This is a genomic window from Streptomyces sp. NPDC096105 (assembly GCF_044763335.1).
Lineage (GTDB): Bacteria > Actinomycetota > Actinomycetes > Streptomycetales > Streptomycetaceae > Streptomyces.
The window spans coordinates 229,575-243,721 of record NZ_JBIWGC010000008.1 but is presented as its reverse complement, the minus strand read 5'-3'; the positions used below and the strand labels follow the sequence as shown (position 1 = coordinate 243,721).

Here is a 14,147-nt window from a genome sequence, read left to right as displayed (position 1 = left end):
CCTCTGCGAATAGGGGGATTTGAGCGTCAGGACACCCGGGCGACCCATTCCGGTCGATGGCCGCCCCGCGCGGCGGACCGGTCCGCCGCGCGAGGCGGGCCCACCCGCTTCTCCGCGCTCCTGGTGCCCTTGTCGGACAGCTCCTCCCCGCCGATGCGCAGCACCTCGAGCATCTTGTCCGCGTCGACGTCGTACGACGTCGTCACGTGGTGCGGCGCCGCGCCGGGGCCGCCGCGCGGGCCCGCGACCGTGCCCTGCCGTGTGCGAGGCGGCACCCGGCGGGGCACGGCGTTCACGGCACGCGTGCGGTCCACTCCTCGGTCGCGAACTTCGTCCGCACCAGTTCCTCCGCGCGGGCCATCTCCTCCGCCGTGACCTCGCCGGTGGTCAGCCCGTAGCGGTTGCGGAAGGAGGCGATCATGTTCTCGATGACCTGCTCCCGCGCGAGGCCCGTCTGCCGGCGGAGCGGGTCGACGCGCTTCCTGGCGCTCCTGGTGCCCTTGTCGGACATCTTCTCCTTGCCGATGCGCAGCACCTCGAGCATCTTGTCGGCGTCGATGTCGTAGGACATCGTCACGTGGTGGAGGACGGCTCCAGGGCCGCCCTCGGGGCCCACCACGCGCTTCTGGGCCGCACCGGCGATCTTGCCGGCCTCGGTGGCGATGTCGTTCAGGGGCTGGTACCAGGCCTTGATGCCCATGTCGCCGAGCGCGCCGAGCACCCAGTCGTCGAGGTAGGCGTAGCTGTCCGCGAAGGAGAGGCCCGAGACCAGGGACTCCGGCACGGACAGGGAGTACGTGATCGTGCTCATGGGCTCCACGAACATGGCCCCACCGCCGGAGATGCGGCGGACCACGGTCATCCCGTGCTTCGCGGCCCCTTCGGGGTCCACCTCGTTCCGCAGGGACTGGAAGCTGCCGATCACCACGGCGGGCGAGGCCCACTCCCACACCCGCAGGGTCGGGGCTCGCCGCCCGGCGGCCACCTCGGCGGTGATCACCTCGTCCAGCGCCATGTGCAGGGCCGGCGCCTGCGGCTCCCCGTGCACCAGCTGCCAGTCGTAGTCGCTCCACTCGGTCGCGTGGGCCAGAGCGCGCCGCACGGCGATGCCGACGCCCTCTGCCGTCAGCCCGAACATCACGGTCGACTCCGGCAGCGCCGCCGTGATCCGGGCGGCCAGCCCTGCGGCGTCCGTCGACGAGGGCGACCTCTCAAGGGCCGCGTTGATCGCGAGGATCGCTTCGTCCGGCTCCAGGAAGAAGTCCCCGGCGACTCGTACGTTGCGCAGGACACCGTCCTCGACATCCAGATCCACGACGACCAGCTTGCCGCCGGGCACCTTGTACTCGCCATGCACGGCTTCGTTTCCTTCCAGTGCGCTGCACGTGTCCTGAGCCTGCCGCTCCGGTATGCGGACAGATGTGTACATCCTTCGGATCGCACCTTAATGCTCGCCTGTGGTGAACGGACGCGCAGGGCTTCGGCGCAGTTCGATGTCGTCCGTTCCGATCAGGTGACGCCGGGCGGGGCGGCGGAGCCGACGCCCACGGAGGTGCGGTCCGTGGGCGTCGTGCTCACGGCGATGCCCCGCCGTGCCGTCCCGGGGCCGGGCCGTGCGGTGGAACGCGCCGCAGCCGGTCGTCGGCACCGGGCGGGACGGCTCCGCGGCGCGCGGGAGCGGGCGGATCACGGGCGGCGCGCGTGCGCGAAGCCCCGCCGGTGCCAGAGCAGGCCGCCCGCCCGGCCCGGGTCGCCGTCGACGCCGGCGACCCGGCCCACGAGGATCGTGTGGTCACCTCCTTCCAGCAGGTCGTGGCGCAGACAGCGCAGGGTCAGCGCCGCGTCGCGCAGCACCGGCGCCGGATGGGGGTCCGCCGCCAGTGCCATGCCGTCGAAGCGTTCCTCCAGCGGCCGGGTGAAGCCGGCGACGAGGTGCTCGTCGCCCGGCGCCAGGAGATGGACCGTGAAGGCGTCGGCGCCGGTCAGGGCGTCGTGCGTACGGGAGCGCCGGTCCAGGCAGACGAGGAACAGCGGCGGGTCCAGGGACAGGGAGGCCACGGCGCTGGCCGTCAGACCGCGTGCCGCGCCCTGGTCGTCGTAGCAGGTGACGAGGGTGACGGGAGCGGCCATGGCCGACATCGCCGCGCGGAACGCCTCGGCCACCTCCCGCGCCGTGCCGTGGGCCGGTCGGCCGGCGAGCAGGGTCCCGGTCACCGGGCCGCCTCCAGCGGACGGGCGGCGCCCCGCAGCCAGCGCCCCGAGGGCCTGCCGGTGAACCCCTCGCGCAGGTCCCAGACGACCCGGCCGTCCTTCAGCGTGGTGGTGAAGCGGCCGGTGAACGTCCAGCCCTCGTACGCCGACCAGCCGCACAGCGACCGGACGTCGCGCGCCGAGAACTGCCAGCGCTCGTCCGGGTCCAGCAGGGCCAGGTCGGCGTCCGCGCCCGGCACCAGGCGTCCCTTGCCGGGCAGGTCGAAGAGCCGGGCGGGCCCGTCCCCCATGAGCCGGGCGAGGTGGGCGGCCGCCTCGTCCGGCGCGGTGTCCCGCATCCGCAGACCGGTCCACACGGCCGTGGCCAGCTCCTGCACGCCGGGCAGTCCGGGCGGCGCCTCGGCCGGCGGGCGGTTCTTCTCCTCCACCGTGTGCGGAGCGTGGTCGCTGCCGATGGTGGCGGCCTCGCCCTCCAGCACCGCCCGCCACAGGCGCCGCTGGTCACGGCTGTCCCGGATGGCCGGCGAGAGCCGGGTGCGCGGGCCGCGCCGGGTGGTGTCGTCATGGGTGAACGACAGGTGGTGGCCGGTCACCTCGAAGGTGAGGGGCAGCCCTTCCGCGGCCGCCGCCGAGAGCAGGTCGGCCTCCTCCGCCGAGGACACGTGGAGGATGTGCGCCTTCGTGCCGTACTCGCGCACCAGGCGCACCACCCGGGCCACGGCGACGATGCCGCCGGAGCGCGGCCGGTGCGGCTCGTACTGGCCGTAGGAGTCCGGCCGGCCCAGGCCCGAACCCGCGTCGAGGAGGTCGAAGACGTGCTGGTCCTCGGCGTGCAGGACCAGCCGCACGCCGCCGCGGGCCGCGGCGGCGAAGGCCCGGCGCAACTGCTCGCCGTCGCGGAAGACGACCGGCGCGGTGTGGTGGCCGGCCATGAAGACCTTCGCGGAGGTCGCGACGCGCGGGTCCACGTCAGCCAGGAGCTCGGGGCGGTCGGGGTCGGCCCCCAGGTGGAAGCGGTGGTCGACCCAGGAACGGCCGGCTATCAGGTCGGCCTTGTCCAGCAGGGCGGCCTCGTCCAGGGACGGCGGGCGGGTGTTGGGCATGTCGAGCACGGTGGTCACGCCCCCGACGAGGGCGGCCCGGCTGCCGTGCTCCCAGTCCTCCTTGTACTCCAGGCCGGGGACGCGGAAGTGGACGTGGGAGTCGATGAGGCCGGGGAGCACGTAGCGGCCCCGGGCGTCCAGGCGCGGGCCGGCGGGCAGCGGTTCGCCGGGGGCGGGCAGGCCGGCCACGCGGCCGTCGCGGATCACGACGGCTCCTTCGCGGACGCCGTCGGGGGTGACGAGGCGGCCGCCTTCGACGATCAGGTCGGCGGGTGTGTCGGTCAGCTGTTCCACGTCAGACTCACCAGTTCCTTGCAGAGGTCGTTGGTCGGGCCCATCAGCGCGACGGCGCGGACGTCGCGTCCGTAGCGGTTGATCTCGTGCGCGGCGACGTAGCCGGCCGAACCGAGCATCTGCTCGACGGCGGCGACGACCCGGCCGGCCGCGGCGGAGGCGAAGAGCTTGGAGTGCAGCGTCGCCATGCCGGGGTCGGCGGCGCTGCGCCGTCCGGCGCGTTCGACGACGGCACGGGCGGCCTCGACCTCGGTGGAGAGGTCCACCAGCCGGTGCCGGACGGCCTGCTGGTCCAGCAGGCCGCGCCGCTCGGCGTGCGCGTGGGCGAGGTCGAGCGCGGCCTGGGCCAGGCCCACGGCGACGGCGCCGAGGGTGGCGCCGCTGTCGCGGACGCCGGCGATGATCGAGGCGGCGGCGCCCACCGGGCCGAGGCGGGCGGTGTCGGGGATGTGGCAGTCGTGCAAGGAGACGAAACCGGTCGCCGAGCCGCGCATGCCGGTCAGCCGCAGCGAAGTGTCCGGTTCCAGACCCGGGTTGTCGGCCTGGACCAGGAAGAACGTCTGCCCGGCGGCGCCGTATCCGGTCTCGGGGGTGGCGTCCGACGCGGCGGACTCCGTCCGGGCCAGCACCAGGTAGACGTCCGCCACCCCGGCGCTGGTGGTGAAGGACTTGGCACCGTCGAGGACCCAGCCGCCGCCGGGGGTGCGGCGGGCCGTCGTGGACAGCTGCTTCTTGTTCGCGCCCGCGCCGGTCTCGCTCCACGCGGAGGCGGCGAGCCAGTCGCCGTGCGCGAGCCGCGGCAGCAGCCACTGCCGCAGGGCCGCGTCACCGTGCTCCAGGACGCGTCGGCTGACCGCGTAGTGCTGGAAGAGCATGATGGCGGCGGAGGCGTTGACGCGGGCCACCTGCTCGACCGCCGCGTTCAGCCCCTCCGCGTCGGTGCCCGCGCCCCCGTACTCGTAGGGCAGGGCCAGGCCGAGCAGTCCGCTGTCGCGGAGCAGGGCCACGGCCTCCAGGTCGGGCTCACCGCCGGCGTCGGCGGCTCGCGCGCACGCGGCGAGGCGTTCGCGCACCGGCGCGGTCAGTCCGCGGGCCGGCATCACGGGCGCCCCCCGGGGGAACAGCGGTGCGTCGGACAGGGTCAGGCTGTCAGCGGAAGCCATGCCAACTCCTCGGGAACAGGGACGGGAACGATCTCTCCTCGGTAGTCGACCTGTTTCTCCGCGACGGAGATCCAGGCCAGCTCGCGGTTCCGCCGGTCGCCCTTCGTACGGGCCGAGACGCGGATCGTGGCGCCCGGTGTGCGCAGGGCGAGCGTGCCGCCCTCCGGCAGCCCGGTCTCACCGGCCAGCAGGTGGGGCACGGTCCCCTCGACCGCCGCGGCCGCCGCCAGGCAGGTGGCGCCGGTGAGCGCCACCGTGGGGTGCCAGGACGGCACGGAGACCGCGCGGACGGCGAGGGCGCCCTCGGCGTCCGGAAGCAGGGCGGCGACCTTGGGGAAGGCCCCGGCGGTGTCCCAGCCCCGCGCCACGCAGACCGCGTGGCGCAGCCGGGTCATCCTCTCGAAGAGCGCGGGGTCGTCGGCGAAGAGCGCGTCGACGGTGGGAGCGCCGAGCTCCGCGGCGTGCACGAAGATGTACGGGTTGCCCATGGACACCAGGGAGACGGGCACGACCCGCCCCTCGAAGGGGATGCCGACGACCGGCACGCCGGCCAGGAGCAGCTCCTGCACCGGACGGGGCGGTGAGCACAGGAAGTGGGCGGTGAAGCGGGTGCCCCCTTCGGAGGTCTCCTCGGCCTCGCACACGACGTTGTCGCCGTTGTTGAGCACGTTGACCCGGACCCGGCAGCCGGGCACGAGCGGCTGGATCATGCCGGTGCGGGCGGCGACCTCCACCGCGGCCAGGATGGAGTGGCCGCAGGAGCCGCGCAGGTCGAAGCTGTCGAGGCTGTCGGGCAGGGACTGCACGAACCGGTAGTCCAGGTCGAACAGCGGGTGCCGGGACGGCTGGACGAGCGCGTTCTTCAGGACGTCGCCGGCCCCGTGCGCGCTGAGGGCCTCCCGCAGTGCGGAGAGCCGGGCGAGCAGTTCGGGCTCGGTGTCGGGCAGGGCGCGTGCGTCCAGGACGGCGGTGGGGCAGGGCGTGCCGTGGGCCCTGGCCAGGTTGATGGTCATGCCGCCTCCTGAAGGACCGGGGCCGCAGCCGTCAGGGGGAGCCGGGCGCCCGCGGCGCCGAAGAACTCCTGGCGCCACAGCTGGTGGGACATCAGCGACCACAGGGCCAGGGCGACGGTGTCGTCGGGGCGTGCGGCCTGCTCGGCGAAGAGCGCCGCGACCCGCTCGGGCCGGATGCGGCCGTCGGCGCGGAGCGTCGCGGGGTCCAGGGCGTCCTGCGCCAGCGTCCACAGCCGTTGGCCGGGAGCGAGCATCGCGGTGATCGGGAGCGTGAAGGGCTGCTTGGGCCGCTCCAGGACACTGCGCGGGACGAGCCCCTCGGCGGCGCGGTAGAGGGCCCTCTTGACGCCCTGCCCGGGAACCAGCTTGTGGCTGTCGGACAGGGTGGCGGCGAAGCGCGTGACCGACGGCTGGCAGAACGGGAGCCGCACCTCCACCGAGCTCGCCATCGACAGGTGGTCGACGCGGCGCAGGTGGTAGGCGGGAAGGCGGTAGCGCTGCTCCACCGCGGTGATGCGCCGCAGACGGGTGCCGAGATCCAGGCGCAGGGTCTGCGGGACGTCGGCCGGCACGGCCGGCTCCGCCGTCCGCACGGAGGCGGCGTACTCGTCGGTGTAGAGGCTCTCGCGCAGCGCCCGCGGCACGGCGGCGAGGTGGTCGAGATAGGCCCCGGCCCAGTCCTCCCCGTGGGCGGCGGCGACCGCCTGGGTCATCCGGCTGTAGCCGCCGAAGAGTTCGTCGGCCGCGTCGCCGGTGAGCGCGACCTTGAACCCGGCGTCGCGCACGGCGCGGAAGAGGGAGAACGTCGAGAGGGTGATGGGGTCGGCGTTGGGCTGCCCCAGGTGCCGTACGACGTCGGTCATCAGGTCGGGGAAGGTGGCCGGGTCGATCTCGACCTGGTGGTGGCGGGCGCCGACGCTGCGCGCGACCTCGGCGGCGTAGGCGCGTTCGTCGCTGGGCCAGGTGCCGGTGTAGGCGATGTTGAAGGTGTGCAGGGAGCCGGCGCCCTCGGAGGCGCGGAAGGCCTGTGCCGCGAGCGCGGTGACCAGGCTGGAGTCGAGGCCGCCCGAGGTGACGGCGGCGACGGGGGCGTCCGCCACCAGCAGCCGGGACACCTCGCGCGACAGCAGGTCGCGCAGCTGCGTGCCGGACTCCTCCAGCGTGCGGCCGGCCGCGGGGCGCAGGCCCTGCTCGTGGGCCATGGGCCGGTGCTTGATCCGCAGCCCGTCGCGGTGGTCGACGACGACGGTGGCGGCGGGCGGCAGGACCCTCACGCCGCGGAACATGGTCCGGTCGCCGAAGGGGGTCTTGGAGGTGAGGTAGGCGTCCAGGCCCGTCTCGTCCTCCTCGGCGGGCACCCCGGCGAAGCCGAGCAGGGCGGGCAGCTCGGAGGCGAAGTGCAGCCGTCCGGCGTTGCCCTCCCAGTGGTAGTACAGCGGTTTCATGCCCGCGTCGTCCGTGGCCAGGACCATGCGGGGAACGGAGCGCAGGTCCATGACGGCGACCGAGTACATGCCGTCGAGGTGCTCGGGGAACCGCTCGCCGTAGGTGGTGTACAGCGCCGGCAGGATCGATCCGTCGCAGTGGTCGTCGAAGTGGAAGCCGAGCCCGGTGAGGCGCTCGCGCAGCTCCTCGTGGTTGTAGATCTCCCCGTTGAAGACCACGGTGACGCGGCCCAGGCGGTAGGGCTGGGCCCCGCCCTCGGGGTCCATGATCGACAGACGGTTGTTGCCGAGCGCCCAGTCGGCCCGGTGGGCGAAGCCCTGCGCGTCGGGGCCCCCGTGGTGCATCAGGCCGGAGACGCGGCGCAGTTCGGCCTCTTCGGAGCGGACGTTGAAGGTTCCGTAGATGCGGCACATGCCGTGCTCACCTGACCTGGGAGGAGTGGCCGGCGGCCGAGTAGAGCGCCGGATCGGAAGGGCTGGGACCGCCGCAGGTCACGAAGCGGCGGGCGGTGGGGCCGGTGTGCGGGTTGCGCGCCCCGTGCAGGACGCCGGGGGCGGCGTACAGGACGTCGCCCGCCGCGACGTCGATCCAGCGGTCGCGCAGGTACATCTGGCCGACGCCCTCGAAGGCGATGAACGCCTCGTCGCTGTCGGGGTGGAGGTGGACGTTGAAGGTCTCGCCGGGCTGCTGGATGCCGCAGTGCAGGCACAGCCGGCTGCTGCCGGTGCCGGGCCAGAAGACGAAGTTCATGGTGGCGCGCCGCTCGGCGGCGCCGACCTGACCGGTGCCGCCGAAGCCGCGCAGCTGGGTGGTCTCGTCCCACAGGGAGGAGTGCAGCGTCGGGTCGGCGCCGTTGACGGCGCCCGCGAGCGGGGTGCGCCAGACGTACGCCGTCAGCCCCTCCGCGCCGGCCGTGAGCGTCAGGGCGCGGCCGGTGGGCGCGTAGGCGGCGGAACCGCGCTCGACGGGACGGCTGTCGCCGCCGACGTCGGCCGTTCCGGACCCCGCGAAGACGACGGCGGTGTTCTCCTCGGCGGCGCTGTCGTCGGGAACGAAGGACTCGCCGGCGGCGACGCGGACGACGTGGAGGGTGACGTGGGTGGCGCCCGCGGCCGGGCTGACGGGCGTCGCCACGGTGGTGCGGGCGGTGGGGTCGGCGACGGGACGGAACTCCAGCTCGGCCGCGGTGATGATGCGGGCGTCGCCCAGTGCGGTGGCTGCGGTGGATGGGGACATGCCGGTGGCTGCTTCCTGTTCGAAGGCCGGTGCGGTGGCACCGGACTGCCGGTGGAGGGGAGAGGAACGGGGCGGAGCCGGCGGGACCCGGTGTGCGGTCACGCGGGCCCGCGGCGGCGGACTGCCGCCGGGGACACGTCGCGTGCGGCCCGCGGCGTCGCGGGGTCCGCTCGCCGCCGTGACGCGGTGACGTCGCGGTGCACCGGGTCCGTCCGGCGCCGGGTGAGGGGCCGGACCCGCTCGGTGCGGTGGTGCGGTGGTGACGTGACGCCCGGCCGTCGGGGCGCTGCGGAGGGGCCGCGGGCCGTCCCCGCGGTGGTGACCGGGAGCGTGGTGCGACGGGTCCGCCGTCGCTCTCTCGCACTGCTGTGCAAGGTTCGCGCGGCGGATTCCCGGTCGTGTCCCGGGCCGCTCCCGGCCCGGGGGAGGGCGCGGGAACGGCATCGGTGCCGCATGAGGAAGGGGCCGGGGGCGGATGTTCCGCTCCCGGCCCCTCGACGGCACGGCGCGGCGCGCCCCGCGTGGACGGGGCGCGCCGCGCCGTGCCGGGGTCCGCGTCCTGCCGCGGACCCCGTGGGACGGTGCCGGCTCAGCCGGTCTTCTGGGCGACGGCCGTCCGCGCCGGGGCGGACGCGGCCGCGGGGGCGGGCGGCGCCTGGGTGCGGCGCAGCACGCGTCCCTCCGCCAGGGCGAGCGAGGCGATGACCACGGCCCCGCCCACCGGCACGTTCCAGGTGACGGCCTCCTGCAGGGCGACCGCGCCGACGACCACGGAGAAGACCGGGACGAGGTAGTTCACGCCCGAGGCGGTGGTCGGTCCCGCGTCCGTGATGAGCCGGTTCATCAGCACGAAGGCGATGCCCGTGGAGGCTCCCCCGAGCACGATCAGCGACAGCAGCGGCTTCACCGTCAGCTCGCCCGGAAGGTCCCAGCCGATGCCGAACGTGGTGACCAGACCGGTGATGACCATGGCGGAGGTGAGCTGCCCCGCCGTCACGGCCAGCGCCGGGATCTTGTACGGGGCGATGAAGCGGCGGACGTAGACGAAGCTGACGGCGTAGCTGACGGCGGCTCCGACGCAGGCCAGTTGGCCGCCCACGGAACCGAAGCCCTCGGCCCGCCAGGGCCCGACCACCACGACCAGGCCGAGGAAGCCGACGACCAGCCCGGTGACCTTGCGGGCCGTTGGCTTCTCCGTGCTGATGGCCAGGGCCGCGAGGCCCAGGGTGACCAGTGGCGTGGCGCCCTGGATGACGCCGGCGACGGTGGAGGTGGTGTGCTGCTCGCCCACGGCGAAGAGGGTGAACGGCACGACGTTGCCGAAGACGGAGGCGACCACGATGTGCCCCCAGGCCGCGCGGTCCGGGAGGCCGCCCTTGGTCACGGCGAGGATCACCGCGACGACGAGCGCGCCCACGAGGAGCCTGCCGAAGGCGAGCTGGAGGGGGGCGAAGGCGTCCAGCGACACCTTGATGAAGGCGAAGCTGCACCCCCACAGGGCGGCCAGCAGCCCGAAGCGGGCCCAGTTGAGAGGATGCATGTCGGTGTGCTCCCAGGGGTGTCGAGGGGAAGGGGACGGTCGGTACGGGGGTGGGGCGTGCGGTCAGGGCTCGTCGACCTCGAACTGGTCGTACTTCTCCATGAGCGCCGTCAGCTCGGCCCGGGTCGGGGTGTTCCCGTCGGCCAGCAGCTCGCCCAGGCCGGTGAAGAAGCCCTCGCGGCTCTCGGCCGGGGTGAAGATGATGAGCATCTCCGCCGGGGCGTCGCTGTCGTTGCGGAAGCCGTGCACGGCGTTCTCCGGGACGTGCAGGAAGTCCCCGGTGCGGGCCGTGCGCCAGGCTGTCCCGTCGTGCACGGAGACCTCGCCGGAGAGGATGTAGAACGACTCGGCGATCTTGGTGTGGTAGTGCGGCGAGGCGCCGGCGGCACCGGGCAGCATGTGGTGGTGGAACACGCCGAGCCGGCCGTCGGTGGTCGCGGCGACCGCGATGAACCGCGTGGTCGTCGTCTCGCCGATGCGGACCTTGAAGGCCTCGCCGAACCTCTGCAGACTGGCCGTCAGGAGCGTCATGAGGTCACGTCCCACATGCTGAGGTAGCGCTCGCCGGTGTCCGGCAGGACGGTGACGACGGTCCGGTCCCGGTACTCGGGCCGGGCGGCCAGCAGCCGCGCCGCGTGGACGGCGGCGCCGGAGGAGACGCCCACGAACAGTCCCGCCCCCGAACCGAGCCGGCGGGCCGTGTCCAGCGCGTCGTCGTCGGAGACGGCGATCACCTCGTCGATCAGGGAGACGTCGGTGGTGGGCGCGACGAAACCGCCGTTGAGACCCGGGATGCGGTGCCGGCCCGCCTGCCCGCGGGACAGCAGGGGGGAACCCGTCGGCTCGACGGCGACGATCCGCACGGACGCGTCCTGCTCGCGCAGGTGGCGGGCGACGCCGGTGAGGGTGCCGCCGGTACCCACCGCGCACACGAGGGCGGCGGCACGGCGCCCCGTCGCGGCGAGGGCCGCCGTGATCTCCGGGCCCGTGGTGGCGTAGTGGGCCTCGACGTTGTCCTGGTTCTCGTGCTGGCAGGGGAACCAGGAGCCGGGAGAGGACGCGTGGATCTCCTGGGCCTTCTCGATGGCCCCCGGATAGCCCAGGTCGGCGGGGGTGCGGACCACCTCGGCGCCCAGCGCCCGCAGGAGCCGGACCCGCTCGGTGGTCGCGTTGTCGGGCAGCACGATCACACAGCGGTAGCCGCGGGCGGCGGCCAGCGCGGCCAGCGAGATCCCGGTGTTGCCGGAGGTGGCCTCCACGATCGTGCCGCCCGGCGGCAGTTCGCCTCGCTCCTCGGCCGCCCTGAGCATGTACAGGGCCGCCCGGTCCTTGCTGGACGACATCGGGTTGGCCGCCTCCAGCTTGGCCAGGACCTCGGCGCCCGGCGCGAGGCCTTCGAGCCGCAGCCGGACCAGCGGGGTGGCTCCGACCAGGTCGTCGATGCCGTCGGCGACGGGCGGACGGGCCGGCAGGGTGCCGGGGACGGGGGATTCCAGGGTGCGCATGGCGTCATTCCTCATCTGGACGGGCGGGCGGCGGGGACGGGTGCTGTGCGCGGAGGGGACCACTCACCAGGAACCGGCCGAGGCGATGGTGGCGAAGACGTCCTCGGCGGGGGCCGGCGCGGTCCCGGAGGCGGTCGCCGCCAGCATCCGCGCCCCCTCCGGTACGTCCTTGTTGACCAGGGCCTGCGCGCCGATGACGGCGTCGTCCCCGACGGTCACCGGGCCCAGGACGGTGGCGTTGGTGCCCAGGACGACGTTGCGGCCGACGACCGGGTGCCGGCGCGCGCCCTCCGGCCGCCGGTTGTCGCTCCACCAGCCGACCGCGCCGAGCGTGACCTGGTGGTAGAGCGTCACGTCGTCGCCGACCGTGCAGGTCTCGCCGATGACGACGGCGGCCCCGTGGTCGATGAACACCCGGCGGCCCAGGACCGCTCCGGGGTGGATCTCCACGGCCGTCAGCCGCCGGGCCCAGCGGGCCAGCAGCCGGGCGGTGATCCGGTGGCCCGCGGTGTGCAGGCGGTGGGCGACGCGGTGCGTCCACAGGGCGGTGAGGGCGGGGTGCAGCGCGGCCTCGGGGCGGTTGCGGACGGAGGGGTCGCGTGCGACCACGACGTCCAGGTCCTCGCGCATCAGACGCAGCAGACCGGCCCCGGACACGTCGGGCGGGGTGGCCGTGGGCCGCGGTGCGCGCGCGGCGGTTCTCGAAGGCGGCCGGAAAGGCAGGACAGAGGCGGGCTCCTTGGAAGGCATGCTCACGAGGGCTCCAGTGTCAGGAGGCGGCGACCGTCGGCGACGGGGCCGGACGGTGGCGCGTGCGGGGAGGCGGCGGCCTTCCGGGGAAGGAGGAGTCCGTGACGGCCGCCGGTTCGCTCAGGCTTCTCAGGAGAGCGTGCGCGCAGCCGTTCCCGTTCCCTTCCCCCACGGTTCCCGCCGTTCCCGCGGCGGGGCCGCCGCTGTTCCTCCGCTCCGGGAACGGCGGGGGAGCGGGACGGGAACGGCCGGCCGGACGATCCCGGTGAGACACCGGTTCCGTCACGCGCGGGCGCGATCCGCGGCCGTACGGTCCGGCGTCGCCGTTCCGCGAGGAACACACGACAGGACAGGGGCGGACCACCGGTCGCACGACCCGTGCGGGGCGTCCGGCGCCGTGGCGCCCGCACCGCCGCACCGCCCCCCAGGAGACGAGGAGTTGCCCCATGAACGCGACGGACGACCGCCACTTCGAACCCCCTCCCGGGGAACGCGTCCCGCAGCGGTTGCTGCTGGTCTGTCCCTCGGCCCGGCTGGTGGGCGCGGCGACGGCGGCGGGGTTCGCCGTACGCGTGCTCGCCGACGCGAACCGGCAGGGGGACGGGGAACGACTCCCGGTCCCGGTGGACTTCGTGGACCTGACGGACGGCACGGCCGTGGCGGAGGCGGTGGAGAGGGCGGTGCGCGAGCACCGGGCGCAGACGCTGCTGGCCTTCGCGGACGCGGTCGGACTGCCGGCCGTCACGCGGACCGCGGCCCGTCTGGGTGTCAGCCCGAATGCCCCGGACGCGGAGGCCCTGCTGGGCGAGCCGGCGAGGATGCGGGTCCTGCTCAACGGCAGCCGGCGCTCCTATGTGGCCGCCACCCGCGCCCGCACCGCGCGGGAGCTGCCCGCCGCGATGGAGGAGATCGGCGCCCAGGTCACCGTGCGCCCGCTGCCCGCGTCCCCCGAGGACGGGGCCGCCGGCGCGGACGGCACGGCCGCGGAACGCTCCTACCTGGTGGAGAAGTACCTGGAGGGTCCGGAGTACGGGGTGGTGACCCTGACGGCGGACGGCATGCACCGCGTGATCGGCATCGCGGCGCTGCACGGCGCCTGGCAGCCGGGCAGCGGCTGCCTGTTCCCGGCGCTGCTCAAGGAACGGGACGAGGCCGAGACCCGCGCGGTCGTGGCGGAACTCCTCGACCTGGCCGGGTACGAGTTCGGCTTCGCCTACACCGTGGTCGTCCTCACTCCCGACGGGCCCAAGGTGGCGCGCTCCCGGGCCTGTTACCCCGATGAACCGCTGGCCTCGCTGATCGGCCTCGCGACGGGTTTCTGCTTCGAGGACGAACTCTTCCAGGCCTTGGCGGGCAAGCCGGTCCAGCCGCCCCTGGCCCACCGGTACGCGGTCGCGGCGTCCTACCGCCTGCCGGCCGGGCGACTGGTGGCGGTGACGGGCCTGGAGGCGGTGGCCGAGCTGCCGGGCGTGCACCAGGTCCGCTTCCCCTACACGCCGGGGGACCGCGTCCCCGGCTGCGGACGGGTGGGGGAGGGCCGCGTGGTGCTGACCGCGGCGTCCGTGCAGGAGGCGGCGCGGACCGTGGCTGCGGCGGAACGGCTGCTCCGCGCCGAGGTGAGCCGGCAGACCGGCCCCGCCTGAGCCCGTCACGGAGCGACGCGGCCGCCCCGGCCGCGGAGGGACGGCGCGTCCCCGCCGGACGGCTGCTGCGCCGTGCCCGCCCTGAAACGGACGTGATCCGTCCGAACCCGCCCCACGACACCGGAGCCGGCGCCGCGGGAACGTCCTGAGGACGTCCGTGGGCCCGTGTCCGTGCTCGCGGACGCACGACACGAGAGGTGTCACGGCCGCGCGGACCCGGGCGCCCGTGCCGCAGACCCCCCG

The 14,147-nt window shown here is 74.6% G+C and carries 13 protein-coding genes; 1 reads left to right on the top strand and 12 read right to left on the bottom strand.

Annotated features, from left to right (window positions below; genetic code table 11):
- Nucleotides 1-26 precede the first annotated feature (26 nt).
- The 12 genes from ACIQ8B_RS16135 to epsC all read right to left on the bottom strand — a co-directional run bounded on the left by ACIQ8B_RS16135 (nt 27) and on the right by epsC (nt 12,153).
- The gene (locus ACIQ8B_RS16135; protein WP_403547395.1) at nt 27-296 is read right to left on the bottom strand and encodes a hypothetical protein; all 270 of its coding nucleotides are present in this window, start codon (nt 294-296) and stop codon (nt 27-29) included.
- Nucleotides 293-1,357, bottom strand: a complete 1,065-nt coding sequence (locus tag ACIQ8B_RS16130; protein ID WP_403547393.1) for a biotin/lipoate A/B protein ligase family protein — start codon at nt 1,355-1,357, stop codon at nt 293-295. The genes ACIQ8B_RS16135 and ACIQ8B_RS16130 overlap by 4 nt, the downstream gene beginning before the upstream one ends.
- A 329-nt stretch (nt 1,358-1,686) precedes the next feature.
- Complete coding sequence (locus tag ACIQ8B_RS16125) at nt 1,687-2,214, bottom strand: flavin reductase family protein (RefSeq protein ID WP_241911167.1); 528 nt, start codon at nt 2,212-2,214, stop codon at nt 1,687-1,689.
- Nucleotides 2,211-3,608 carry a dihydroorotase family protein gene (locus tag ACIQ8B_RS16120; RefSeq protein ID WP_106411621.1) on the bottom strand — a complete coding sequence of 466 codons (1,398 nt, stop codon included), beginning with the start codon at nt 3,606-3,608 and terminating at the stop codon, nt 2,211-2,213. The genes ACIQ8B_RS16125 and ACIQ8B_RS16120 overlap by 4 nt, the downstream gene beginning before the upstream one ends.
- The gene (locus tag ACIQ8B_RS16115; RefSeq protein WP_403547467.1) at nt 3,596-4,708 is read right to left on the bottom strand and encodes an acyl-CoA dehydrogenase family protein; all 1,113 of its coding nucleotides are present in this window, start codon (nt 4,706-4,708) and stop codon (nt 3,596-3,598) included. Before ACIQ8B_RS16115 ends, ACIQ8B_RS16120 begins: the two co-directional genes overlap by 13 nt.
- Nucleotides 4,709-4,749: 41 nt before the next feature.
- Nucleotides 4,750-5,784, bottom strand: a complete 1,035-nt coding sequence (locus tag ACIQ8B_RS16110) for a PrpF domain-containing protein (RefSeq protein ID WP_290006412.1) — start codon at nt 5,782-5,784, stop codon at nt 4,750-4,752.
- Nucleotides 5,781-7,643 (bottom strand): asparagine synthase (glutamine-hydrolyzing), encoded by a 1,863-nt coding sequence (gene asnB / locus ACIQ8B_RS16105; protein WP_290006411.1) that lies wholly within the window; start codon nt 7,641-7,643, stop codon nt 5,781-5,783. Before asnB ends, ACIQ8B_RS16110 begins: the two co-directional genes overlap by 4 nt.
- 7 nt (nt 7,644-7,650) lie before the next feature.
- Nucleotides 7,651-8,466 carry a cupin domain-containing protein gene (locus tag ACIQ8B_RS16100; RefSeq protein ID WP_290006409.1) on the bottom strand — a complete coding sequence of 272 codons (816 nt, stop codon included), beginning with the start codon at nt 8,464-8,466 and terminating at the stop codon, nt 7,651-7,653.
- Nucleotides 8,467-9,055: 589 nt separating this feature from the next.
- Nucleotides 9,056-10,006, bottom strand: a complete 951-nt coding sequence (locus ACIQ8B_RS16095; protein ID WP_403547390.1) for a DMT family transporter — start codon at nt 10,004-10,006, stop codon at nt 9,056-9,058.
- Between the two features lie 63 nt (nt 10,007-10,069).
- Nucleotides 10,070-10,537 (bottom strand): cupin domain-containing protein, encoded by a 468-nt coding sequence (locus ACIQ8B_RS16090; protein ID WP_290006406.1) that lies wholly within the window; start codon nt 10,535-10,537, stop codon nt 10,070-10,072.
- Nucleotides 10,534-11,511: a PLP-dependent cysteine synthase family protein gene (locus ACIQ8B_RS16085; protein ID WP_403547388.1), complete on the bottom strand. Its 978-nt coding sequence runs from the start codon at nt 11,509-11,511 to the stop codon at nt 10,534-10,536. Before ACIQ8B_RS16085 ends, ACIQ8B_RS16090 begins: the two co-directional genes overlap by 4 nt.
- 63 nt (nt 11,512-11,574) lie before the next feature.
- The gene (gene epsC, locus ACIQ8B_RS16080; RefSeq protein ID WP_403547465.1) at nt 11,575-12,153 is read right to left on the bottom strand and encodes a serine O-acetyltransferase EpsC; all 579 of its coding nucleotides are present in this window, start codon (nt 12,151-12,153) and stop codon (nt 11,575-11,577) included.
- A 554-nt stretch (nt 12,154-12,707) separates the two neighbouring features.
- Here epsC and ACIQ8B_RS16075 point away from each other — a divergent pair.
- On the top strand, nt 12,708-13,904 hold the full coding sequence (locus ACIQ8B_RS16075; RefSeq protein ID WP_403547386.1) for a hypothetical protein: 1,197 nt from the start codon (nt 12,708-12,710) through the stop codon (nt 13,902-13,904).
- The last annotated feature ends 243 nt before the right edge of the window (nt 13,905-14,147 follow it).

Excerpts from the sequence above, each read along its gene's own strand:
- ACIQ8B_RS16090 (WP_290006406.1), bottom strand. The coding sequence starts at position 10,537 with ATGACGCTCCTGACGGCCAGTCTGCAGAGGTTCGGCGAGGCCTTCAAG.
- ACIQ8B_RS16095 (WP_403547390.1), bottom strand. The coding sequence starts at position 10,006 with ATGCATCCTCTCAACTGGGCCCGCTTCGGGCTGCTGGCCGCCCTGTGG.
- ACIQ8B_RS16100 (WP_290006409.1), bottom strand. The coding sequence starts at position 8,466 with ATGTCCCCATCCACCGCAGCCACCGCACTGGGCGACGCCCGCATCATC.
- ACIQ8B_RS16085 (WP_403547388.1), bottom strand. The coding sequence starts at position 11,511 with ATGCGCACCCTGGAATCCCCCGTCCCCGGCACCCTGCCGGCCCGTCCG.
- ACIQ8B_RS16115 (WP_403547467.1), bottom strand. The coding sequence starts at position 4,708 with ATGCCGGCCCGCGGACTGACCGCGCCGGTGCGCGAACGCCTCGCCGCG.
- ACIQ8B_RS16110 (WP_290006412.1), bottom strand. The coding sequence starts at position 5,784 with ATGACCATCAACCTGGCCAGGGCCCACGGCACGCCCTGCCCCACCGCC.
- asnB (WP_290006411.1), bottom strand. The coding sequence starts at position 7,643 with ATGTGCCGCATCTACGGAACCTTCAACGTCCGCTCCGAAGAGGCCGAA.
- ACIQ8B_RS16075 (WP_403547386.1), top strand. The coding sequence starts at position 12,708 with ATGAACGCGACGGACGACCGCCACTTCGAACCCCCTCCCGGGGAACGC.